This window comes from Bacteroides fragilis NCTC 9343 (assembly GCF_000025985.1).
GTDB classification, from domain to species: Bacteria; Bacteroidota; Bacteroidia; order Bacteroidales; family Bacteroidaceae; genus Bacteroides; species Bacteroides fragilis.
Genome location: NC_003228.3, coordinates 3120371 through 3145182, shown reverse-complemented (window position 1 = coordinate 3145182; position 24812 = coordinate 3120371). Strand labels below are relative to the sequence as shown.

Annotated in this window: 22 protein-coding genes and 1 riboswitch; of the genes, 10 read left to right on the top strand and 12 right to left on the bottom strand. The window is 45.4% G+C overall.

The window, feature by feature from the left end; genetic code table 11:
* Nucleotides 1-114: 114 nt before the first annotated feature.
* From BF9343_RS12905 to BF9343_RS12875, 8 genes are all read left to right on the top strand, one after another.
* The gene (locus BF9343_RS12905) at nt 115-1713 is read left to right on the top strand and encodes an aspartate:alanine exchanger family transporter (RefSeq protein ID WP_005803799.1); all 1599 of its coding nucleotides are present in this window, start codon (nt 115-117) and stop codon (nt 1711-1713) included.
* Between the two features lie 169 nt (nt 1714-1882).
* Nucleotides 1883-2563 carry an HlyD family secretion protein gene (locus BF9343_RS12900; protein ID WP_005788343.1) on the top strand — a complete coding sequence of 227 codons (681 nt, stop codon included), beginning with the start codon at nt 1883-1885 and terminating at the stop codon, nt 2561-2563.
* Nucleotides 2560-4089, top strand: a complete 1530-nt coding sequence (locus tag BF9343_RS12895; protein ID WP_041926234.1) for a DHA2 family efflux MFS transporter permease subunit — start codon at nt 2560-2562, stop codon at nt 4087-4089. Before BF9343_RS12900 ends, BF9343_RS12895 begins: the two co-directional genes overlap by 4 nt.
* A 150-nt stretch (nt 4090-4239) precedes the next feature.
* Complete coding sequence (locus BF9343_RS12890; RefSeq protein ID WP_005793345.1) at nt 4240-5427, top strand: DUF418 domain-containing protein; 1188 nt, start codon at nt 4240-4242, stop codon at nt 5425-5427.
* A 253-nt stretch (nt 5428-5680) separates the two neighbouring features.
* On the top strand, nt 5681-6001 hold the full coding sequence (locus BF9343_RS22765; RefSeq protein WP_005788335.1) for a hypothetical protein: 321 nt from the start codon (nt 5681-5683) through the stop codon (nt 5999-6001).
* Between the two features lie 70 nt (nt 6002-6071).
* Nucleotides 6072-8375 carry a TonB-dependent receptor gene (locus BF9343_RS12885; RefSeq protein WP_005788333.1) on the top strand — a complete coding sequence of 768 codons (2304 nt, stop codon included), beginning with the start codon at nt 6072-6074 and terminating at the stop codon, nt 8373-8375.
* Nucleotides 8376-8521: 146 nt separating this feature from the next.
* A riboswitch (cobalamin riboswitch) is annotated at nt 8522-8728 on the top strand.
* A 64-nt stretch (nt 8729-8792) separates the two neighbouring features.
* Entirely contained in the window at nt 8793-9770 is a 978-nt protein-coding gene (locus BF9343_RS12880; protein ID WP_005788329.1) for a uroporphyrinogen decarboxylase/cobalamine-independent methonine synthase family protein, read from the top strand.
* A gap of 158 nt (nt 9771-9928) precedes the next feature.
* A complete protein-coding gene (locus tag BF9343_RS12875; protein ID WP_010993102.1) occupies nt 9929-11038 on the top strand; it encodes a cytochrome-c peroxidase in 1110 nt (369 codons plus the stop codon).
* A 52-nt stretch (nt 11039-11090) separates the two neighbouring features.
* Here the strand turns inward: BF9343_RS12875 and trxA are convergent, their stop codons facing one another.
* From trxA to BF9343_RS12845, 6 genes are all read right to left on the bottom strand, one after another.
* Nucleotides 11091-11576, bottom strand: coding sequence for a thioredoxin (gene trxA, locus BF9343_RS12870; protein ID WP_005788325.1), 486 nt, complete (start codon nt 11574-11576; stop codon nt 11091-11093).
* A gap of 21 nt (nt 11577-11597) precedes the next feature.
* Nucleotides 11598-12632: a TQO small subunit DoxD gene (locus tag BF9343_RS12865; protein WP_010993101.1), complete on the bottom strand. Its 1035-nt coding sequence runs from the start codon at nt 12630-12632 to the stop codon at nt 11598-11600.
* An 11-nt stretch (nt 12633-12643) separates the two neighbouring features.
* Nucleotides 12644-12859, bottom strand: a complete 216-nt coding sequence (locus tag BF9343_RS12860) for a DUF6132 family protein (protein WP_005788321.1) — start codon at nt 12857-12859, stop codon at nt 12644-12646.
* A gap of 509 nt (nt 12860-13368) precedes the next feature.
* Entirely contained in the window at nt 13369-13731 is a 363-nt protein-coding gene (locus BF9343_RS12855) for a DUF2023 family protein (protein ID WP_005788315.1), read from the bottom strand.
* Between the two features lie 22 nt (nt 13732-13753).
* Entirely contained in the window at nt 13754-14263 is a 510-nt protein-coding gene (gene fldA, locus BF9343_RS12850; RefSeq protein WP_005793355.1) for a flavodoxin FldA, read from the bottom strand.
* A gap of 122 nt (nt 14264-14385) precedes the next feature.
* Entirely contained in the window at nt 14386-15561 is a 1176-nt protein-coding gene (locus BF9343_RS12845) for a phosphoribosylaminoimidazolecarboxamide formyltransferase (RefSeq protein WP_010993100.1), read from the bottom strand.
* A 209-nt stretch (nt 15562-15770) separates the two neighbouring features.
* On the opposite strand from BF9343_RS12845, the gene BF9343_RS12840 reads away from it, so the two are divergent.
* Nucleotides 15771-16475, top strand: a complete 705-nt coding sequence (locus tag BF9343_RS12840) for a hemerythrin domain-containing protein (protein WP_005788306.1) — start codon at nt 15771-15773, stop codon at nt 16473-16475.
* Nucleotides 16465-17073, top strand: a complete 609-nt coding sequence (locus BF9343_RS12835) for a helix-turn-helix transcriptional regulator (protein WP_005788304.1) — start codon at nt 16465-16467, stop codon at nt 17071-17073. The genes BF9343_RS12840 and BF9343_RS12835 overlap by 11 nt, the downstream gene beginning before the upstream one ends.
* Before the next feature lie 599 nt (nt 17074-17672).
* Here BF9343_RS12835 and BF9343_RS12830 read toward each other — a convergent pair.
* From BF9343_RS12830 to BF9343_RS12805, 6 genes are all read right to left on the bottom strand, one after another.
* Nucleotides 17673-18302, bottom strand: coding sequence for an acyltransferase (locus BF9343_RS12830; protein WP_005788303.1), 630 nt, complete (start codon nt 18300-18302; stop codon nt 17673-17675).
* A 15-nt stretch (nt 18303-18317) separates the two neighbouring features.
* Nucleotides 18318-19211 carry a glycosyltransferase family protein gene (locus BF9343_RS12825; protein WP_005788300.1) on the bottom strand — a complete coding sequence of 298 codons (894 nt, stop codon included), beginning with the start codon at nt 19209-19211 and terminating at the stop codon, nt 18318-18320.
* Between the two features lie 17 nt (nt 19212-19228).
* Nucleotides 19229-20389 (bottom strand): sugar transferase, encoded by a 1161-nt coding sequence (locus BF9343_RS12820; protein ID WP_008660587.1) that lies wholly within the window; start codon nt 20387-20389, stop codon nt 19229-19231.
* Complete coding sequence (locus BF9343_RS12815; protein ID WP_005788296.1) at nt 20390-20755, bottom strand: response regulator; 366 nt, start codon at nt 20753-20755, stop codon at nt 20390-20392.
* Nucleotides 20756-20957: 202 nt separating this feature from the next.
* Nucleotides 20958-23384, bottom strand: a complete 2427-nt coding sequence (locus BF9343_RS12810) for an LruC domain-containing protein (RefSeq protein WP_010993098.1) — start codon at nt 23382-23384, stop codon at nt 20958-20960.
* Between the two features lie 215 nt (nt 23385-23599).
* The gene (locus tag BF9343_RS12805; RefSeq protein WP_005815431.1) at nt 23600-24646 is read right to left on the bottom strand and encodes an asparaginase; all 1047 of its coding nucleotides are present in this window, start codon (nt 24644-24646) and stop codon (nt 23600-23602) included.
* Between the last annotated feature and the right edge of the window lie 166 nt (nt 24647-24812).

The following is a 24812-nucleotide window of genomic DNA, read 5'->3' as shown; positions in this document are numbered from 1 at the left end:
TTATGTGAAGGCTTTAGGGTTTGGCGAAGAAAATAACTTCTTCTTTTGCTATAGTCGAAAACAGTTTTTTACGTACCTTTGCGCACATAACAACTAAAATTAACCTTTTTATTTATGTTTACTGATTTATTGCACTCCTCTTATTTCTCTCTCTTCCTTATTGTTGCGTTGGGCTTCATGTTGGGAAGAATCAAGATTAAGGGGCTATCGCTCGACGTGTCGGCGGTTATCTTCATTGCCCTTCTTTTCGGGCATTTCGGTGTGATTATTCCCAAGGAACTGGGGAATTTCGGATTGGTACTTTTTATCTTTACCATCGGTATCCAGGCGGGGCCGGGATTCTTCGATTCTTTCCGCAGTAAGGGGAAGACGCTGATCATTATTACCATGCTTATCATCAGTTCTGCCTGTCTGACTGCTGTCGGGTTAAAGTATGCGTTTGGCATCGATACACCGAGTGTGGTGGGGCTGGTAGCCGGAGCGCTGACCAGTACACCGGGTTTGGCCGTTGCCATCGACAGCACCAACTCTCCGTTGGCTTCTATCGCTTATGGTATTGCCTATCCGTTTGGCGTGATTGGTGTCATCCTGTTTGTGAAGTTGCTGCCGAAGATAATGCGTATCGACCTTGACAAAGAGGCCCGTCGTCTTGAGATAGAGCGTCGCGGACAGTTTCCGGAACTGGGAACCTGCATTTATCGTATCACGAATCCGAGTGTATTCGGCCGTAGCCTGATGCAGATCAATGCACGTGCCATGACAGGAGCCGTTATCTCACGCCTGAAGCATCAGGAAGAGATATCCATTCCGACAGCCCATACGGTGCTCCATGAAGGGGACTACATTCAGGCAGTGGGTAGCGAAGAAGCTCTGACACAACTTGCCGTGCTGGTAGGTGAACGTGAAGAAGGTGAACTTCCGTTGGAAAACACGCAAGAAATCGAATCATTGCTGTTGACCAAGAAAGATATGATCAATAAGCAGTTGGGCGACCTGAACCTGATGAAGAATTTCGGTTGTACCGTGACACGTGTCCGTCGAAGCGGTATCGACCTCTCTCCGTCACCCGACCTGGCATTGAAGTTTGGCGATAAACTGATGGTCGTTGGTGAGAAAGAAGGTATCAAGGGAGTAGCCCGTCTGCTGGGTAATAATGCCAAGAAGCTTTCCGACACGGATTTCTTCCCCATTGCTATGGGTATTGTGCTGGGAGTTCTGTTCGGCAAACTCAATATCTCGTTCCCGGGCGGATTATCCTTTTCACCGGGATTGACAGGTGGTGTGCTGATGGTGGCTTTGCTGCTGAGCGCGATAGGCAAGACCGGGCCTATCCTTTGGTCTATGTCCGGACCTGCCAACCAATTGCTTCGTCAGTTGGGACTGTTGCTTTTCCTTGCCGAGGTAGGTACGTCGGCAGGTAAGAATCTGGTCGCTACTTTCCAGGAGAGCGGTCTGCTGCTGTTCGGAGTAGGTGCCGCCATTACTTTAGTACCGATGCTGATTGCTGTGTTCGTCGGACGTCTGGTGTTTAAGATCAGCTTGCTCGATTTGCTGGGTACCATTACCGGCGGTATGACCAGTACGCCGGGACTTGCGGCTGCCGACTCGATGGTAGACAGCAATATCCCGAGTGTAGCTTATGCTACGGTATATCCGATTGCAATGGTATTCCTGATCCTGTTTATACAGGTGATTGCAACAGTGGTGTACTAAGCCGGCTGACCATAAAAAGATACTGCGGAGGGCACAGAGCATAACTATTCCCAGGAATAGCGCTCTGTGCCCTCCGTGTCTTCTATAGCCGGCAGCGATTCCTTTCCCACAGCCATCAAACCTTTTCTTGCGGATTTTGTTTACACCCTTGTAACTAATCTCAAGAATTATGGACGCTGCAAATACATCGAATCCCTCTGATAAGAAAAAGTTTATCTGGCTGGTGATATTGCTTATCATCGCTATTGTCGTAGCCGTTGTCTGGTGGTGGAACTATCGAAAATACGTATCTACCATAGATGCAAACCTGGATGGCAGTCGTGTGAATGTGTCCGTCCGTGCGATGGCCCCTTTGTCTGCTGTCTTCAAGCAGGAGGGTGACAGCGTGAAGAGAGGTGAACTGCTGGCTGTGCTCGACAGCACGATGACTGAGGATTACCGGATTGTTTCACCTGTCGATGGCTTGATAGCCAAGCAGTGGGTGGTTCCCGGCGATCTGTTGCAGCCGGGCGAGAACATCTTTACCTTGAACGAGGGCAAGAAACTCTGGGTGACTGTCTACTTGCAGGAGACTAAGTTTGATGAAGTCCGTATGGGACAACAGGCTCTTTTCACCCTCGACGCCTATCCCGGACTGACGTTTTACGGCAAAATCTTCTATATCGGTGCCAATACTGCATCCGAGTTTTCTCTGATTCCCCCTGATAACGCATCGGGCAACTATACAAAGGTGGCCCAGCGGATTCCCCTGAAGATATCAATCGACCGGGTAGAAGGTAAAGAGAAACTGAAAGCCAATCTCCGACTGCTTTCGGGGATGTCTGCTAACGTGAAGATCGTCAAAGAATGAAAGAAAGTTCTTCTTATAAATGGATCGTATTGGGCAACATCATGATAGGCACCTTTATGGCGGTGCTCGATTCTACAGTCGTCAATACCGGGCTGCCTGTGATTATGGGTACGCTCGGTGCGGATATCAATGTGGCCGAATGGGTGCTGACCGGATACATGCTTTCGATGGCGAGTATTCTTCCTGCTGCCGGATGGCTGTCCGAACGCTTTGGTTATAAAAAGATATATTTCTTGTCCCTACTCGTATTTACGGCCGGTTCCTTCATGTGTGGCAGTTCATCTACCATCGAAGAGCTGATCTTCTGGCGGGTGATCGAAGGTTTCGGATGCGGCATGCTCCTTCCTGTCGGCATGGCTATTGTGAGCGATGTATTCCCTCCCGAACAACGGGGGACGGCATTGGGGTTCTGGTCCATCGCTTCTGCCGCTTCGGTCTCTTTCGGGCCTGCTATCGGTGGATACCTGGTAGATTATATGGACTGGAACTATATCTTTTATGTCAACATCCCGATAGGAATCCTGGCCCTGATCGTCACTGCCATTGTGCAAAAGGAACATGTGAAAGGAACCGGAGTTCCTTTCGATATCCCGGGTTTCATCACTTCAGCCATCTTCTTGCCTGTCTTCATGTACGGGCTTTCCGAAGTCAATTCGTCAACCAATTCCATGGGATGGAGCAGTCCCGTAGTACTTGGTGCCATGTGGATTGCAGTGGTCACTTTTATTCTTTTCCTTTATTTCGAGTTTACCGTCAAGACACCGCTGATCAATCTGCGCCTGTTTGTCGACAGGGACTTTGCGTTGTCCAACCTGATTCTGTTTGTTTTTGGTATCGGTATGTTCGGCAGTACGTTTTTGATTCCGCTCTATTTACAGGATAATCTGGGCTATTCGGCTTTGCAGGCCGGTATGTTTTTCATGCCAGTGGGGATTATCCAGGGAGTGGCTTCTCCTTTGTCCGGCAAACTGATGCAACGGATCAACCCCAAGGTCTTTATCGTGTCGGGAATCCTGTTGATGGCTTTGAGTTTCTATATGAACTATTATCTGTCTTTTCTGACCGAGAAGTGGTACATCATACTGAGTCTTTATCTGCGCGGACTGGGTATGGGATTGCTCTTCACCCCGTTGCTGACCCTGTCGCTGGTGAATATCCGTAACAGTGATATGGCACAGGCTTCCAGTATCACGAACATTGTCCGGCAGATGGGAGGAAGTTTCGGAGTAGCCATCTTCAGTCATCTGCTGACACAGCGTACGGCTTTTCACACGCAGCGATATGGCGAAGCACTCAACTATACAGGAGACGTATACCGGCAGACCCTTCATTCCTTGAGCCGGTTTATAGAACATACAGGGGGCAGAACGCCCGATACAGCCAAAGAAGTGGCGGAGATGCTGATATTGAAGCGTATCGATCTGGAGGGATACATCAGTGCCATTAACGACGATTTCTTTATCGCCTTTATCGTCACGTTGCTGTGTGTCGTTCCGGTATTGTTTCTCAGGACGAAGAAAGGATAGCATGAAGCAGGCCGGGAGTTGAGGCCTGAGTTTGTTTCTGTAAGGAGTGCTGCAAGGTTATCTACTTTATTGACTTTATTTTCCCGGTTCTGATTCATTTTATTACTTTTGTCCCTAATTCAATAATCACATTATAAAAACAACAAAAACATGCGACAAACAATTGCTTCAAAAACTCCCCGTATCGAGGTAGTGGACGCATTGCGCGGTTTTGCCGTGATGGCGATCCTGCTGGTTCATAACCTTGAGCACTTTATCTTTCCTGTATATCCCGACGCAGCCTCCCAACCGGGATGGCTCAATATCCTCGACGAAGGGGTATTCAGTGTGACATTTTCTTTATTTGCCGGGAAAGCGTATGCTATTTTTGCTTTGCTTTTCGGGTTGACGTTCTACATACAGTATACCAACCAACAGAAGAAAGGCAAGGATTTTGGTTACCGTTTTCTTTGGCGTCTGCTCCTGTTGGGTGGTTTTGCCACTTTGAATGCGGCATTCTTCCCCGCAGGAGATGTGTTGCTGCTATTCTGTGTGGTAGGTATTTTCCTGTTTATTGTCCGTAAGTGGAGTGACCGTACGGTATTTATCCTGGCCATTTTCCTGCTGCTGCAACCGGTGGAATGGTATCATTACGTGATGAATCTTTTCAATCCCGCCCATTCTTTGCCCGACCTGGGAGTCGGTCAGATGTATGGCGAAGTAGCCGAATATACCAAGGAAGGAGATTTCTGGAAGTTTATCTGGGGAAATGTAACCTTGGGACAAAAAGCGAGCCTGTTCTGGGCAATAGGTGCAGGACGCTTCCTGCAGACAGCCGGACTGTTTCTGCTGGGAATGTTGATCGGACGAAAGCAACTCTTCGTTGCTTCGGAGGCCACGATCCGCTTTTGGGTGAAAGCCCTGATCTGGAGTGCCGTTCTGTTTGGTCCTCTCTATCAGCTGAAAGTGCAATTGATGGATGCCGGACAGCCGGATATGATACGCCAGACGGTAGGGGTAGTGATGGATATGTGGCAAAAGTTTGCTTTCACAATAGTATTGGTCGCTTCGTTCGTGCTGCTATATCAAACGGAGAAATTCAGGAAGCTGACAGCCGATTTGCGGTTTTATGGTAAGATGAGTCTGACGAACTACATCTCCCAGTCTATTGCCGGAGCTATTATTTATTTCCCGTTCGCGCTGTATCTGGCCCCTTATTGCGGTTATACCGTCAGCCTGCTGATAGGCTTTGCATTCTTCCTTTTGCAGGTTCGTTTCTGTAAATGGTGGCTGAAGGCGCATAAGCAGGGACCTTTGGAAAGCATCTGGCATAAACTGACCTGGATTCGTTCGGAATAACGGCTGGGATGGATTCGTCCATCGGCCGTATCTATGGAAACGGGGTGTGTCATTATTCACAGATGACACACCCCGTTTTTTTATATATGCCGCCTGGAGACCGGAAATATCCAATAAGATTAAAAATGTGTGAACAATCTGTCCGGATGCGGTGTTACATTTATTATCCCTATAAATAGGGATTGTTCCATTATGGAATACTTCTTATCTTTGCCACAAAACTAAACGGATGAAACAAGGGTGCCTGAAAATAATGAGATGGTTTCTGCCTGTGCTATTTATATCGTACATGGCAGGTATCACACTCTTTACTCACTCGCATGTAGTGAATGGGGTGACCATTGTCCATTCGCACCCGTTTAAGAAAGACTCTCCCCATAGTCACACCACGGTCGAATTTCAATTGATTCATTTGCTGAATCACGTGGTGACTACCGGAGCCGGTATCTTTTTTCTCTCTCTTCAGTTTATTGCTTGTCTGCTCTATACCCTTTCGTGGCGTCCGGATAGGGCAGGATACTGTTCGTCCGTCGTGGGCGTGGTATCTTTGCGGGCACCTCCTGCCGGGAGATAGAACATCTCTCTCACTCTCACTGCATTATTTAGAGAAATTTATTTAGTAATTCTACTATCCAAAAATGAAAATGAAGAAATATATATTTTTCCTCGTTAGCCTGTGCTGTGCCCTGTTGCCTGCTATGGCCGACCAACCGGAACATCCGGAACTGAAAGCGTCTGATGCCAATATCATCGGCCATGTACTCGATAAAAAAACAGGTGAACACCTCTCTTATATAACAATCGCCCTGAAAGGAACTACCATCGGTACGGTGACGGATGCCACCGGACACTATTTCCTGAAAAACCTTCCCGAAGGGAATTTTGTGCTCGAAGCCAGTTCGGTGGGGTATAAAACCATCAGTCGCAATGTCAGTCTCAGGAAAGGAAAGACACTTGAAGAAAATTTTGAGTTGGAAGAAGATGCCGTAGCGCTTGACGGAGTGGTAGTTTCGGCCAATCGCAGCGTGACCAAACGGCGCTTGGCACCTACATTGGTCAATGTGGTAGATATGAAGATGTTTGAGAATACAAACTCGCCTACACTTTCGCAGGGGCTTAACTTCCAGCCCGGTGTCCGGGTCGAAACGAACTGTCAGAATTGCGGTTTCCAGCAGGTGCGCATCAATGGACTGGACGGTCCGTATACACAGATTCTTATCGATTCGCGTCCCATCTTCAGTGCCCTTTCCGGTGTTTACGGGTTGGAACAGATTCCTGCCAATATGATCGAGCGGGTAGAGGTGATGCGAGGCGGAGGTTCTGCCCTGTTCGGTTCGTCCGCTATTGCCGGAACCATTAATATTATCACCAAGGAGCCATTGCGCAATTCGGGGCAGTTGGCACATACTCTTACTTCTATCGGCGGCAGCTCGTCTTTCGATAATAATACTTCGCTGAACGCATCGCTGGTGACCGATGATCATCGGGCGGGACTTTATGTGTTCGGACAGAACCGTCACCGGGATGCGTACGATCATGATGGAGACGGTTATTCCGAAATGCCGAAACTTAAAAACCAGACAGTCGGCTTCCGTTCGTTCCTCAAGACAAGCACTTATTCTAAGTTGACATTTGAGTATCATCACTTACAGGAGTTTCGTCGTGGCGGAAACCTGCTGAACCGTCCGCCTCACGAGGCTGACATTGCCGAGCAGATTCAGCACTCCATCAACGGTGGTGGCTTGAAATTCGATTATTTTGCTCCGAATGAAAAACACCGTCTGACCGTTTATACTTCGGCACAGCATACGGACCGCGACAGTTATTATGGCAGCAAAAAAGACCAGAACGCCTATGGAAAGACAACGGACCTGACATTTATCGGCGGTTCTCAATATGTGTACAGTTTCGGTAAATGCCTTTTCATGCCTGCCGACCTGACTGCGGGATTGGAGTATAACCGGGATAACCTGAAGGACGATATGTGGGGATACAACCGTTATACGAAGCAGACGGTAAATATTGGTAGTGCTTTTTTGCAGAATGAATGGAAAAACGAGAAATGGAGCATTCTGTTGGGCGGACGTCTGGATAAGCACAATCTGATCAACCATGTTATCTTTAGCCCTCGTGCCAATCTCCGTTTCAATCCTTCCGAGGACATTAATCTTCGCCTGAGTTATTCGTCGGGCTTCCGTGCCCCGCAGGCTTTCGACGAAGACCTGCATATTGAGAATGTAGGCGGAACGGTGTCGATGATTGAGCGTGCCAAGAATCTGAAAGAGGAAAAATCTCAGAGTTTCAGCGCTTCAGCCGATATGTATCATCGTTTCGGTGCTTTTCAGGTAAACTTCCTGGTTGAAGGTTTTTATACCAGACTGTCGGATGTATTTGTACTCGAGAACATTGGAGAGCGGGACGGCATTCTTATCAAAGAGCGCCGTAACGGATCGGGAGCCAAAGTATTGGGACTGTCGATGGAGGGAAAAATGGCTTATCTCTCTTTGTTCCAGTTACAGGCAGGAGTCACGTTGCAACAGAGCCGTTATGACGAACCGGAAAAATGGAGCGAAACGGCACCGGCCGAGAAGAAGATTTTCCGTACGCCGAATACCTATGGGTACTTTACGGCAACGTATATGCCGATCAAGCCTCTGTCATTATCCCTGTCGGGCACGTACACCGGATCGATGCTGGTGCAGCACATGGCCGGTTATATTGACAAGGATGTGGCGGTGAATACGCGCGATTTCTTCGATATGGGAGTCAAGGTGGCCTATGATTTCAAACTTTATAAATCGGTGGACCTGCAATTGAGTGCAGGTGTGCAGAATGTGTTCAATGCTTATCAGAACGATTTCGACCAGGGAGTGGAGCGTGACTCCGGATATATTTATGGTCCGGCTGCTCCGCGAAGCTATTTCGCCGGAATAAAGATCAGCTATTAACCCCGTTACATTTGAATGGAAACCGAGCTTCTGTTCGGTCGAGATGAAGGCTCTGTTCCGACCGGACAGAGCCTTTATTTTGCCCGGACAGAGGCTCTGATTGAAAAAAGTATCATGTTGAACACAAATATCTGATTTATTGTTTTTATATTTGTCGGCAGATTGGTTCGCCGAAGCTTTCCTGCTTTGGGCGATTAAAAGGGAATCGGGTGTAACTCCCGGACAGTCCCGCTGCTGTGAAGTTTTATTATAAACATTCCGACAGGATACTCTTTGGCCACTGACTCGTGTAGTCGGGAAGGCGTTCGGAATGGAAGCTAAGTCAGAAGACCTGCCACTCTCGCTGATAAGTCTTGGTTCCTCGTGGGTTAGGAGCGAAGCACGATAGTAACAATCAATATTAAAAACGTAGAACGTATGGAAAACGTAGTTCCTCCGTTCAAAGTAGACGTTGCCGGTACTTTTCTTTTGCCCGCTGCATTGAGAGAAGCCCGTGAGCAATATCGAAACGAACAAATCAGCCTGCTGACCTTGCGTGCTGTCGAAGATGCCGAGATACGGAATCTGGTAGACAGACTGAAGGCAGAAGGGTTGAAGGTGGTCACTGACGGCCGTTTCCGCAGTGATGCGTGGCCGCTCGACTTTATGTGCGGATTGGATGGTATCCGGTTCCGGGATGACAGAAAGACCTCTGTCGAACTGACCGGTCGGATCGATGTACATCACCATCCTGTGCTCGATGATTTTGTCTTTCTTACCGGGGTGACCGGTGGAGATGTAATAGCTAAGCAAGTGCTTCCTGCGCCTTCGCGCCTGCTGGCAGAATTAATGAAAGACGCAAACCGGACCGAACTCGATTCGGTCTATCCCGACCGTGAGATACTGTTGGTAGACCTTGCACAGACGTATCAGAAACTGATTATGGAACTGTACAGATCGGGATGCCGTTATCTGCAACTCGATGATGCAACGCGTACGGTGACGGATAACGCGATCCGTGTCAACAACATGGCATTGGAGAATCTTCCCGCCGATCTTTTCATTGCTTTTCATTCACCTACCGAGATGCTTTTCTCGCTACAGGGGATTCATGCTTTTTTCCTCGATTACGATTCGGAATGTTGCGGCAAGAACCGTTTGTTGTGGTTCATCCGCGAGAAGCAATCTGTGTTTGGCTTCGTACTTTCGCATTATCCCGTGGAGGAAGAGCTGGAAGAGTTGAGAGCCAAGATCGACCAGATCATACGTTATATTCCTTCGCACCGTTTCTCGCTGTGCATACCCAATGCCGAAGTGTTGCCTTCGGAATCTTATGAAGCTGCTGAAGAAAAACAGTGGCATACATTGAAAATGGCTGAAATGGTTGCCGGAGAACTCTGGCCGGAAGAAGGATAGAAATTCTTTATAACTATAGTATATTTTCGTGGAACAGATTCGTGAGAAGCTGTTTAGAGGGGTCCGGGCGATGTGATTTCGACCGGACTTTTTTATCTCTTTCCGGAAAATAATGTATCTTTGACCTCTGAAATAACCATATCTCTGTTTTTACAACTATGAAGACACATAAACTGCTATTCGTCATACTGCTGGGCACTGTCTGCATCTCCTGTGGTCATCCGTCTCACAAAACCGGAAGTGAGAAGGAAGCGCTGGGCAAACTCCTTTTTCATGATACTTCACTGTCCGAGCCACCCGGGCAATCGTGTGCCACCTGCCATGCTTCTTCCAAGGGATTTGCCGATGAACAAGCCCGTGCCATATCCGAAGGAGCCGTCCAGGGACTCTTTTCCCAGCGCAACTCCATGTCAGTGTGCTATGCGGCCTTTGTGCCCGAATTGCATTATGACGATGATGACGAAAACTATGTGGGAGGTTTGTTTTGGGACGGTCGTTCTCCCTCCTTGCAGGATCAGGCAGGCATTCCGCTCTTGAATCCTGTGGAAATGGGAAATAGGGACAAACAGATGGTGGCGGAGAAAGTGAAGCGGACTCCGTATTATGACCGGATAGTGCAGATATATGGAGAGACAGAACATGCCGATTCTTTGTTTGCCCATGTTACGGACGCATTGGCCGCTTATCAGGCATCCAGGGAGATCAATCCCTTTACATCCAAGTATGATGCGTATAAAAAAGGAAATTATCAGCTGACCGAACAGGAAGCGAGAGGCAAGGAACTGTTCAAAGATAAGGGGCAGTGTGCCGAATGTCATATCCTGGACCGTGACAAACGTGCGCATCGCACGCTGTTTACCGATCATACTTATGATAATCTGGGCATTCCGAAGTTGCCGGATCATCCTCACTATAAGGTAGCGGCAGAATATTTTCTGTTAACTGCGGATTCGGTTGATCTGGGACTGGGAGCCATTGTGAATGCCGAAAGCGAAAATGGCAAGTTCCGTGTACCCACGTTGCGAAATGTCGAACTGACGGCTCCGTATGGTCATAATGGCTATTTTAAGACACTCGAGGAGATTGTACATTTCTATAACGTGCGGGATGTGAGTGATGAATTTCCTCCTGCCGAGTATCCTGCCACCGTGAACAAGGAGGAACTGGGAAACCTCGGACTGACACAGGAAGAAGAAGCCGATATCGTGGCATTTATGAAAACACTGACCGACGGCTATATGAAAGTGCATAAATCGGAGAAGCGCTAGAAACACGAAGAGCGGCCTCGATACCTGTTGGAAGGAGAGGCCGCTTCAGGAATCATTGTTTCAGTAATACTTTATCGATGTATCCTTTTAATTGCTCCTTGGATAAAGCTCCCATATTGACCTGGGGTTCGCCTTTCATCGGCACAAACCAAATGGTAGGAATACTCTGAATACCAAAGTCTCTTGCCAGTTCCGGCTCTTTATCGACATTTACTTTATAGATATAAATCTTTCCGGCATACTCTTTGGATAATTCTTCAAGTATCGGGGCCACCATTTTGCAGGGACCGCACCAGTCGGCGTAGAAGTCGACAATAGCCGGTTTGTCACCCAGATACTTCCACTCTTTGGAATGGTTTTCGTAGTCGGCTATCTTTTTCAGAAATTCCGCACGGGTCAGGTGAATGGTGCCCGATTGTGGCTTTTCGGCTTGTACCGTATCTGTAGCGGTGGTCGATTTATTCTCGGATGTTCCTTTGCAAGATGCGAAAGCCAACAGTCCCATGAATAGGAAGGGGATAAGAATGCTCTTTTTCATTTTTCTGCTTTTTAATGGTTATTAATGGATGATTTCTTTTTTCCAGGTGATACCGCTGATGTCGGTCAGTACTAATTCATACTTTCCTTTGGGCAAACTGCCTATAGCCGTATCATCGACTGTAAGGGTCGCTTTGCTTCCGAGTGGGATTACCAGGCTGTGCTTACCCGGAGCTACCCGGGCAATGTATTTATTATCGATATTTCCGATCGGGAAGTCTGCTAATTCTTCTCCTTTCTTTTCCAGTACAATGTCTCCATCGGCATTCTTCAGGCTGATACCAATCAGGAAAGAACCGTATACATCGACACCTTCAACGCGATAAACACTGAATGACAGAGAGTTGTTCTCTATTTGTGCGTCGGATATTTCAATTTTCGGTTTGACGGACTTGTTATGAAGGGGGCCCCAGACGCCATTGTGGAACTCTTGGTTGGTATATAGGCTCAGTGTGAAGATAACGATGGCACCTGCCACGCTGACATTGGCAAATCGCTTGGCGCTTACAGGCAATTCTCCGGAAGTCAGCCATGACAGCCAGGCTGCTTTCTTCTTTAAAGAGAATTTCCGCTCTATCAGATGGTCGACCGAGTACTTTCCTCCGCCGGAAAGGAAGATGGTGAAACCGGCGGCTATACCCAGAATACCGATCTGCCATTCGTCCAGACAGGTGGTTCCCAACCATCCTGACCCCAGGAGAATGCCGGTGGCCAGACTGAATACGCCGATACTCATCAGACGGGTGAAGAACCCCAACATATAAAGCAGTCCGACTATACCTTCTACAAGAGTAAAAATCACCATTGCCCACCATAACATATCAGGTGTCGATACCAGATATTCGATGACCGGGCGGATACCTATCGAATTGGGAAGGAAATGGTTAAACTTCTCTCCGATGTATCCGGCACTGTCCGGTATCAGCTTATTCTCGAGTACGAGGCGTCGCCAGAAAGCCGAAAAGTAAGTCCATCCCACTACAAGACGTAGTGAGAGCGTAAAGAGGCCTGCAAGTATGTAGGCTCTCGATTGTTCTTGTTCGTTTGTGGTTGTCATAAGAGGTGTGATTAGTTTGTTTTTTTAGGGGTACTGTCTGTTTTAAACAGATTCAAGAGCAGGCCGCCCATAACAGCTCCCCAAAGGGTACTGTTGACCGGTGAAGAGGTAATGGGACAAGTTCCGCTGGTGCAACCTACGTATTTCCAATACAGGAATCCTCCTACAGCTCCAATGACGAGACCGATAAATGTGAGTCGGTTCTTTTTCAAAAATGCTTTAATCATCTTTATTTCAGGGTGTTTTAGAATCTGTCTGAATTTTGTTCGAGATTGTTTTGAGATTTATTTTCAAGGATATTCTCTTGTCTCTGTGAAGGCATAGCGGGCTATGTGACGCATGAAAACAAGGAAATAGATCGAAAAAGAGACTCAAAACAGATCGATAAAAACCATATAAAAGTTTATTCCAGGAAAATTTAAACAGGTTCTTAATTAATTGTTTTCTTATAAAACAAATTTCCAACGGAAAATACTACGGGAATAACATTCTTTATGAAATGAAGAAAGAAAGAGGCAGTAGGTGTGTTGTATCCGGTAGAGAGGTAGTTCGGTTGGGGGGTGAATTGATTTCACCACAAATTGAAACAGAGTTCTACGGAGTTTTCTGTTATTCTCTTCTCTGTGGAACTCTGTGTTACCCTGTGATGGTGAGACTTTCTAATAGTTCATCTCCCTATGGCATTAATGCATTGGCCTGATGAACCTTGTTACCTGTACTGAAAGCAAGCTGCAACTCAGCCGGCAATCTTTATATTCCCTTTTTTGTTGCAATAGCGTTTGCACTGTTGGCAGATGTCGTATCCGAGCATGGCGCCCAGAATGAAATCTTCTTCCGGAGTGAGATGGTTTAAAGGCCGAATAATGATATGTCGTATGGCATCCATACATTCGGCCTTACCAAAGAACAGATTTATCTTATTGGCGTTTACTTCTTGTATCAGGTAGCTGATATTCTGTCTTTCCAGACGGCGTATGGCAAAGGCTTCGTGTTCCTTGTTCATCGTATAGAGTACCATGTTGCGTACTCCCTTCTTGAATTCGTATACATGGTTCAGGAAAATTCGTATTTCACCCGGAACCTTTCGTTCGATAGCCATAACGTTCGTTGGAGTTTTTAAATTAGTTGATACATTCTTTTTTCAAGGCTTCAGTCCATTGAGCGATACGCTCGTCGGTTTTGCCATCTTCGTTCACTTCATCTAAAGGAAGTCCTACAAACTTGCCGTTGATTACCGCAACAGAAGAGTCGAATGTGTAGCCCGACGGATCGGTTGCCCCGCAGAAGGTGCAGTGGGTGTCTTTAAGTTCTTCGTATAAGATGCCGATACCGTCGCAGAAGGTGTCACTGTAAGAGTCTGAATCGCCACAGCCGAAGAGGGCTACGAATTTGTGAGACAAGTCAGCCTTCTTCAGCACTTTGATACCGTCGTACCAGTCATCCTGAAGCTCGCCTGCTCCCCACGTAGAGGTGCCCAGTACTAATACATCATATTCTTTCACTAACTCGTCGTTCAGTTTTGATGCATCGTGGATGTCACCATTGGGAACGTTCAGTTTTTCTGCAATCCGGTGGGCTACATCTTCGGTAGTCCCCGTTGTGGAACCGTAAAATACTCCAATCTTATTCATTTCTGATCTTGTTTTTAAATGATACGGCAAAGATAGGCGGTCCGGCAGAAATAGAAAATCCCCATTTATAATGGAAATAGCAGGGTAGCTATCACTATAAATGGGGAGGGGGGCGATTGTTATCAATGGTGGAACAGGCGGATACCTGTAAAGGCCATTGCTATGTCATATTTATCACAAGTTTCTATCACATGATCGTCACGAACAGAACCTCCCGGTTGGGCAATGTAGCTCACACCGCTTTTGTACGCGCGCTCAATGTTGTCTCCAAACGGGAAGAAAGCATCCGATCCTAAAGCTACTCCCGATTGGGTATCGAGCCATGCACGTTTTTCTTCACGGGTCAGCACTTCCGGTTTCCGGGTGAAGAATTGTTCCCATACACCATCGGCCAGTACGTCCATGTAGTCGTCCGAGATGTATACATCGATTGTATTGTCGCGGTCGGCACGGCGTATTTTTTCTTTCCAGGGCAGATTCATTACTTTCGGGTGTTGGCGCAAATACCAGATATCGGCTTTGTTTCCGGCCAGGCGGGTACAATGAATGCGTGATTGCTGTCCTGCACCGATGCCGATAGCTTGTCCGTCTTTGGCATAGCAGACAGAGTTGGATTGTGTATATTTTAAAGTGATCAGTGCGATAATCAGGTCGCGTTGGGCATCGGCCGGGATGATCCGGTTACGGGTAGGCATTTCCTTTAGCAGGCTTTCGTCTATCTTCAGTTCATTTCGTCCCTGTTCAAATGTGATTCCGAATACATCCTTATGTTCGATGGGAGCCGGACGGTAGGCCGGATCGATCTTGATGACATTATATGTACCTTTACGTTTGTTTCTCAGGATCTCAAGTGCTTCCGGAGTATAGCCGGGAGCAATCACGCCATCCGATACTTCACGGTTGATGATTCGGGCAGTCGGTTCGTCACAGATATCGGAAAGGGCGATAAAGTCTCCGTATGATGACATTCGGTCCGCACCTCGGGCACGGGCGTATGCAGTTGCCATCGGAGAGAGTTCCATGTCGTCTACGAAATAAATCTTCTTCAACGTGTCGTTCATTTCTACTGCTACCGCAGCACCTGCCGGGCTTACATGCTTGAATGAAGCAGCTGCCGGAAGTCCGGTCGCTTCTTTCAGCTCTTTCACTAATTGCCAACTGTTGAGGGCGTCCAATAGATTGATATATCCGGGGCGTCCGTTCAGGACTTCGATAGGCAACTCACCTTCTTTAATAAAGATACGCGCGGGCTTTTGGTTGGGGTTGCAACCGTATTTCAGTTCCAGTTCGTTTGTCATATTGTTTATGTTTTAGTTGAATTGTGCAAAGGTAAAAAATAGTGGTGAACGATGAATAATAATCTGTGATTTTGTTGCTTGCAGACCGTCCTGTTTAGTCATTTCTTGTCCTTTTTTAGTCTGTTTATAGTGAAAATACCTATTTATAGTGATTGTATACCATTAAAATATTGTGTTTCTTTGCACCCGTAATATAAATAAGGTGTTTGATGGATAAACTGCAAAAATATAAGCCTACCGATAAAATGATCGACCTTATCGGTGATAATTATTCTCTTTTACAAGTTATGAGCCGGTTTGGACTTTCGCTGGGGTTTGGTGACAAAACGGTGAAAGAAGTCTGCGAAATGAATAATGTCGATTGTCAGACGTTTCTGGTAGTCGTTAACTTCATGGCCGAGGGATTCTCGCGTATGGACGGCAGTGCCGACGATATTTCGATACCGGCCCTGGTCGATTATCTGAGACAGGCGCATATTTATTTTCTTGATTACTGCCTGCCTGCCATCCGGAGGAAACTGATTGAAGCCATTGACTGTTCGCAGGACGATGTCTCCTTCCTTATTCTAAAGTTCTTTGACGGATATATGCGGGAGGTACGCAAGCACATGGAGTATGAAGAAAAGACAGTGTTTAAGTATGTAGATACGCTGATTCATGGCAATGCTCCCAAGAATTATCAGATCAGCACCTTCTCGAAACATCACGATCAGGTAGGGGAACGCCTAACGGAACTGAAGAACATTATTATTAAATACTGTCCTGCCAAGGCCAATACCAATGTGCTGAATGCTGCCTTGTTCGATATATATGCTTGCGAAGAGGGACTTGAATCACATTGCAAAGTAGAAGATTATCTGTTTGTTCCTGCCATTCTGAAATTGGAAAGGAGGATGCGAGAAAATGAAAAATAATGAATCAATCCGTATAGCTGTCGCCGAGACTTCGGTGATCATACGCAGTGGTCTGACACTGGCCCTGAAACGTTTACCCAATTTAAAGATTCAACCGGTGGAGTTGTTGTCGGTAGAGGCGCTTAATGATTGTCTGCGTACGCAGTTTCCTGACATACTGGTTGTCAATCCCACCTTTGGTGACTTTTTTGATGTGGCGCGTTTCCGTGAAGAGACTGCCGGCAAAGGAATCCGGGTAGTAGCGTTGGTCAGTTCGTTTATCGATGCTTCGTTGCTCAGTAAATACGATGCGTCTTTTTCTATTTTCGATGATTTGGAGGCATTGGCCAATAAAATCAATCTTTTGCAGAATATCGAGCCCGAAGAAGAGGAGGACAGTCAAGAGAATTTGAGCCAGCGTGAAAAGGAGATTGTGATTTGTGTGGTGAAAGGAATGACCAATAAGGAGATAGCCGAAAAGCTGTTCCTCTCCATTCATACTGTGATTACACATCGCAGAAACATCAGCAAGAAGTTGCAAATACACAGTGCGGCCGGTCTGACCATCTATGCTATTGTAAATAAGCTGGTTGAGCTTAGTGATGTGAAGGATTTATAGCTCTAAAAGAATGTTATAAAACATAAAAGCGTTTGCTGAATCCGAAAAAAGCCGTACCTTTGCAGTGCAGTTGAGAAATTGCTATTTAAGGTAAAATAGAATATTAGGTATTAGATAAAGATTTAAGGTATTAAAAAGTTTCAAGTGATTTTCAATTAGGTAAAGATTTTTAAAGGTAAAAGAAGAATAGGTTATTGAAAGTTTTTTAGGTAAAAAGAAGATTGTGTTTTTAGGAATTTTGAGGTAATAAAGAAAAGCCTTTATGGCTTTTCTGATGTGGGGCGGGTAATTCTACTTAAGAATTTACTCGTTTTTTTTTATGCTCGGAACTCACTGCAAATTATGTGGATAAATAATTTATTTCATTGAGAATCAGATGATGGAATCTGTATTGATCCGTGTAATCTGTGGTGAAATAGATTCATAACAAAATCCCGACGAAATCACTTCGGCGGGATTGTTTCTTTTACTCAAATGTGGCTACGTAATAAAATTATGACTAATTAATTAAATTCTGATACTGCAAAGATAGGCGGTTTCGGCGGTTGCCACAATCCCCTTTTTAGGGTATATTATGTAGAGTATCTCACTATATGTAGTTACTTTCCGTTTTTTGAGACTGTTTTTTCCCAGGTTCGGCTCTCCGGATTGAACTGTTTGACTACTTTAGCCGGACTGCCGGCACAGACAGAGTAGGGAGGGATGGAGCGACTGACTACACTTCCGGCAGCTACTACGCAATGTTTGCCCAGTGTCACGCCGGGTAAAATTACCGAATTGGCACCTACCCATACATCATCTTCAATCGTGATGGGTTGTGTGCTTACTCCTTGTTCGTCTATCCGCTTGCCTGTGTCCTGATAATTATGGTTCAGGCCGGTTACGGTTACATTCTGTGCCAGGTTTACATGGTTGCCGATGGTTGCGGGGCCGATAATAGTGTTGCCCAGTCCGATTCGGGTATATTCCCCGATAATCAGGTCGCCTACAGCATTGTTCAGACACGAAAAATCTTCCACTACCGAATACTTCCCGAGAGAGAAGAGATTGAATGGGGGAAGATCCTGGCGTACGCTACGGTAAATCACAGAGCCTTTTCCACGTTTTAGGTAGAGGAAAGAGAATATACGTATCCACCAGTTGGGACGTGTTTTTACCGGATGCATAATAAAACGGTGTACAGCTTGTTTCAGTGCGGGATTCTGTTTGATTTTCTCTTTCAGTGCCATAATCGGGAGAGTTGGTTATTTTTTTGTTTTTTGTCGTACCAGATAATCCGGGATAGCCAGACAAATGATGAACATCAGTATATAAAGTAAGCTCCACCACTTCAGAGACAGGCTCCAGTCGTAGCAAAGCAATGCCGTTGCAATAAGTGCAATACTTATTAAATTCGTTTTCCGGGAAGGAAGAATCCATCTGAGTATTTTGTTGCAATAATCCCAGTGGGCAGTGAATATTGCTTCCGGAAGTGCGCGGAGCGCTTTGGAAAATCTTACTTTATAGCGTGGAGCACGTATGTCGCTGCTATAAACTTTCACTTTTTCCAGATATTCCACGAAAATACCTTGCCGGACTAATCTTCTTTCCAGATTGCTCTTGCGGCTCTTTTGATTCTTTTTCAGCCATTTCAAGTCCAATACCATGTCCGCACCGTATAAAGCCGACGACACTCCCAGGCGGGTTGCTCCTGTCCCGAACAGGGCCTGAGTGATTTCTTCGTTCAGAGCCTGAAAGTATTGTTTGCGGGTCGAACGTTTTTCCGTGATGTGACGGAGTTGAATGGCTTGGATGCCGGCATCGAAAACGCTGTTGATTTCCTCCAGGAAGGCAGGTTCGATCCGGGTGGTTTCTCCCAGGACGACTACACCATCGAAATCATTTTCATTCAGTGCGGCTATAGCTTCTGTCAGATCTTCATAAGTGAATACTTGATATAGCTCTTCCGGATAATGGGGTAAGGGGAGGGAAGTGCTACCCGGGGGAACCAGAATGGCGAATCTATGTCTTTTTCCTGCTTGGGGATATGGAGTGTCGTTTCTTAGAGAAGCTGCTATTGCCAAAACTCCCAGATAAACAGTCATCAGACTGAAGCATAGAAATAAGATGAAATCTGTTGTTTGAATAAAAGTATCCATGATCCGATATCGTACGGTTATACGTTTTCTTTTTGTATAAACGCGGTGAAAGTCCTTAGGATAATCTCCATGTCGAGTAAGAAAGAAAACGTTTGGGCATATTTAATGTCCAGTTGTTTACGTTCATCGGCAGACAACTTTCCACTGCTTCCGCGTTTTTCTACTTGCCAAAGCCCGGTTAGTCCTGCCGGTCCCATAAAGCGGTCAATATATTCATCGCTTGTCAACAGTTCCGCTTCGTAAAGCGGGAGGGGTCGGTTGCCTACGATAGACATATCTCCCTTCAATATATTGACCAATTGCGGCAACTCGTCGATACTGTATTTGCGGATGATGCGTCCTACTTTGGTGATGCGGGGATCATTCTCCAATTTAACGAATGCATTCTTTTTTTCTATCGATTTTTTGCTTGTATAGTTTTGTTCGGATATGATGAAGTCATCTGAAATTAACATGGTCTCTTCTTCGTTCAGTTCTATATCGTCACCGATCAGGAACTCTTCTCCGCTCAGTTCCGGTTCTTCTTCTGTCTGATATTGATTGAGCTGATTGAAGTCTCTCAGATGCTTGTCTGCGTCAGTGTACATGGAGCGAAACTTCAGGAAGTCGAATATTTTATAATTGCTTCCTACCCGTTTCGACTTGTATACCACAGCACCTTTACTTTCCAGGCGGATGGCTACAGCCGTAATTATCAGTATTGGCGACAAACATAATATGGCGATAGAAGAGAAGACGATATCAAATAATCTTTTCCATAAAGGGAGCTTGAAGAACAGTAGATTTGCTCCTTTTTTGTGGATATCATTAATCTTTTGCTGCTTGCGCCGCATCATAAACTCCGTTATGTCTTTAAAAGTTTCGGGGGTAGAATTAAATGGTATTGAATTATTGATACCGGCCTTCAGGTAAGCGGGTCGGTCTTCCTTATTGATTCCCTCTGTAACGAGAGCGATATATACTCCCGGAAATTTCTTTCTCAGATATTGGATTTCGGGGATGTCTTTTGAGATGATCCGTTGCTCGAAAAGAATCACTATGTCATATTTCTCACGTATTTTATCGATAAATTCGCTTGCTTTTCTACTGTTTTGAATGGCATAAAATGCCCCTTCAGCTATCTTAGAGAATTGTTCGATAGTATCAGCATGTCTCCCAATATAAATGAGATGTAACATTTATTCTATGATTTTTTTGACACGTATTTTTAGTTCCATTGGGTTGAAAGGTTTCAGGATATAATCTACAGCTCCTTCTTGCAGCAGCCTGATCCTTTCACTGGTACTTTCTTCACTGGAAAGCATGATGACGGGTATGTCTTTGAACAACTCATTACATTTTAAATAATGTAGAAATTCGTCACCTCTCATCAGCGGCATGCGTATATCCGATATAATCAGATCGGGTGTTTTTCCTTCATGTAGCCATTCAAGTGCGTGGATGGGGTCGGGAAAATATTGAATATCATAATCTTTTCCTAAATAGATTGATGCGACCTTAGCGATAGTTTCTTTATCGTCAACAAGTAATATTAGCTTTCTCATAATGTGATTAGTAAGAGTTATGTTGTTTGTCTTGCTGTTTGTTCTCTTGATATGTATGGAGTATGCTTACTCTATACTGCAAATATATATAATATTTTTGTAACAATGTTCTCTAAAAGAAGTGTTTTTATATGAAGACTCTCTTTTAGACATAAAAAAGAGCCGGGAAACGTTTATTGCCCGGCTCACACAATTGTTTGTTTTAATTTTTATTGGTTTGGAACACTTTTGTGTTATCAAAATCGTTCCACCATTTCTTGTTATCCGCTCCGCCCGTGGTGACCCATCCGGCGAATTGAGAATATGCCTTTTGAATCTGTGTATATTCCAATGGCCACTTAAATTGGGTCGGAACCATGATTCCCCAAGCTAGGTTATCTTTACTGATGTAATACTTCTTTCCATTGAGAGAAGAGGCGTCGTTATTCCCTCCGAATAACTCAGTGTTTGCCAGTAGGGTCGGCCGGTATCCGGCTACGTGGATCTCTTTTCGTTTGCTTCCCCTGTCTGTGATGATAAAAATATTCAAGTTATTGATATTAAGAGCATCACTGCTTGGTGCAACAGACGAGTCGAATCTGAGTGTGAAATGAATGGTCTTGGTATTCTTTTGATTGTTGTCACTTCCGGATATCGTGTTGACAAACGAGCCTGTCGGACGTTCCATCAATGCATGTGCATTGTCGAATAGAGGAACTACTGCATACTCTTGTCCCTTCTCTATGTTTTTGTCTGTCAGCTCAAAAGATACCGGCTGATAATTGTCGGCGTAGGTGACAGCTTGTGTGACGGCAGATGCCGGAATTTCATCAAACATGATCGCTGCGGCAATTGTCTTCTGCGCACCGACCGCACGCAGTTCGACAGACAGATCGAATTCGGTGACTTTATTGTGTTTATCGATGCTTATTTTCCTCTTTTTAACCTCCAGTACGATATCGTTCATATCGTAATCTCCATACAAAGGCCATTGGTCTTCAAACAGATATGTATAGTTATGATTGTCATCTACAATGATGGGGAACACCGGATCGGAAGGCTCGGGAGCCGGATCGGGTACCTCTGCTTTTCCGTTGCAGCCGGTAATGATTACGTCCGGACTTTCGGAGAAGGTTACTTCACTTCCTGCCTGATACATGTCCGGATTGGAGCAACTGATCTTTCCGGTGATACACAATCTGCCATTAAAACGGACATCCCAATTTTGGATTTGTACTTTTTCGGTCGCTTTTAATAAAGAGGTTTCATTGCCTTCACCGTTAACCGATAAACCGGATTTAGCAATTATATTTTTGGCTTTTATCATCGAACCATTCGCTAAAGTCACTTTAGCATTGTCATAGAACTCAATATCATCGACTTCTTCGAAGAGTTCGTTCTCTTCATCGTCTTCTTTTTCTTCGGCTATCACTCCATGATCCAGGTAAACGATGCCGCCTGCCTTCATGTGCTCTACAAACAGCATACAATTGTTATATAGCGAACCTCCCGCTCCACCGCTATCATAAGTATCAAATTCCATTTCGCCGAAGTTCACATTCGTACTTCCCGCAGCTTCATATGTCTTAGCTTCTATCTTACATTCTGGCGCATTATATACAATGGAAGGCGTATTTAGCTTTATCGTATTCTCTACATCCAGTTTTCCGAAATTGTGGATGTTGCCTCCTTGCGAAGCATCCAGACTGTTCGTGATGTCCGTTTTGTGTCCATTGTAAAGAATATCGTTGGTGTTCAATTTCATATTCTTTGTTTTCAGATCACCGAAATTGCAAATAGTGCTGTATGTGTTACATATCAATTGATCGGATAAAGATACTTCTGCTCCGGATTGGATTGTTAAAGTACTTGTATTCTGCAGCATCAGATATTTTCCATTAATCTTTCCATCCTTCAAAACAATAATATCCAGGAAGTCTTGGGTGACCTGTGCCAGTTCCCAGGTTCCTTGTATATAGACGGTCGCTTTGTTCGAGTTGCTGAGAGAGGTATCTGTGAATTTACCTGAAAAGTTTCCCGTAACAATATAGGTTTGGCCTCCTTGCAGAACCTGTGAAGGACTTGTTACCGGGATAGCCCGGCTGATGTCATAGCTTTGTTCTGTTCTTTTCGGAATGTCAATTCCTCCGTTATTCCCCCTGGTGGTTGCAAAAGCTCTCGTTTTGATTGCAGATGTACCTGTAAAAGAGCACTGAATATGGGAGGTTGACTCGTCGATTTCTACCTGTTTAATCCGGTCTCTGCCACGTGGGTCAGTCTGACGGACATAAAGATATTTGGTATCTTTGGAAGATACCACTTCGGTCTGATAAGTTTCTCCCTTCCTGGCAACTCCTTTGGCTAAGGTATTATAGGGCTCTTCTGTCGTTGCTTCAAGCGGGTTTTTATCTACTATTTCTACGGTATAATAATACTGTCCGTCAAATTCGTCGTTAACCTCTACATTGAATTTAATGGCATGGGTCGACGACCAGTCAAATCCGGTCGGTGCACTGATTTCCTCCATCGGATTAGGAGTCTTATACTCCGGATCATAGAGAGTTTTGTTGTCGTCTACACAAGCGGATATGCCCGCAGCCGTAACCAGTATCGACGCAGCAATACATAGTTTGTTAATTGATGTTTTCATACCTGTTTGTTTTGCTCAATATTTGCAAATATGCAATACAAATATACAACTATAAATTGAGGTATATGGTTTAGTTAATAACTATCTATAACTCAATTAACAAAATTTATCAAGGGGAGGGGCATGCTTTGAAAAGAGCCCTTTCACTCCCCTGAGACGGAAAAGCGGAATTCAAACAGGTTATTGTTGTGTGGAAGCGATCAATAAAACATTTTTTATTCGACCCTTTTAGTTATTTCACCGATCAGGCAAGAGTTCATCTTGTATCTGATCTCTTTATTATCGAGTCCGTGTCCTAAGAGGAACATCAATTTGGTTACTGCACATTCCGGCGTGCTGTCATAGCCGCTGATCACCCCTGCCTGCAGTAATTGGATTCCTGTTCCGTAACGTTCCATTTCGACGGCGCCGGAAGCGCATTGGGTGATGTTGACGATGATGATTCCCCGGTCGGTGGCATCTTTCAGTTCTCTGATGAACCACTCCTTTTGGGGAGCATTCCCCGATCCGAAAGTTTTGAGTACCACTGCTTTGAGTCCCGGTACATGAAGCAGTGCCGAAACAATGCCCTCTTGTATTCCGGGGAAAAGCGTGAGTATTACTACATTGGTATCGAATAGATAGTGTGGTTTCAGGGGCTTGCTCAAATCCGGTTTGCGAATCAGGTTGGGTTCATATTTAATATGTATACCTACCCGGGCCAGTGGCGGATAGTTGAATGAACGGAAAGCGTTAAAGTTTTCGGCATTGATTTTAGTCGTGCGATTGCCACGCATCAGATGGTTTTCAAAAAAGATGCAGACCTCGGGAACGATGGCCGTACCGTCCGGATTTTTGGCTGCCGCGATTTCAATGGCTGTAATCAGGTTTTCCTTACCGTCCGTCCGCAGCGTACCGATCGGGAGCTGAGAGCCGGTCAGGATGACGGGCTTACTCAGATTCTCGAGCATGAAACTGAGAGCAGAAGCTGTATAGGCCATTGTGTCGGTGCCGTGCAGGATCACAAAGCCGTCAAAAGAATTGTAGTTGTAGTTGATTATTTCAACCAGTTTGGCCCAAAATGCCGGTTCCATATCCGAGGAGTCGATGGGGGGATCAAACTGGTAAGAAGAGATACGATAATTGAATCTTTTTAGTTCGGGTACGTGTTTTAGTAGATGGTCGAAATTAAAATTTTCCAGAGCACCGGTTTCTGGGTTTTCTATCATTCCGATAGTTCCACCCGTATAAATAAGTAGTACGGAGGGGTAATCTGCTTTCATATCTGTGTCATTTTTGCTATTTTCCCGACAAAGATAACAATTTTAAGTGATGAACGGCGAATGAAAAACAATAAACTTTCAATGACAAACGGTTTTCGATGATGAACGGCGGGGAGGGGGGGAGCATTCACCACAGAAGTTCACACAGAATTCCATGTTGTGTACC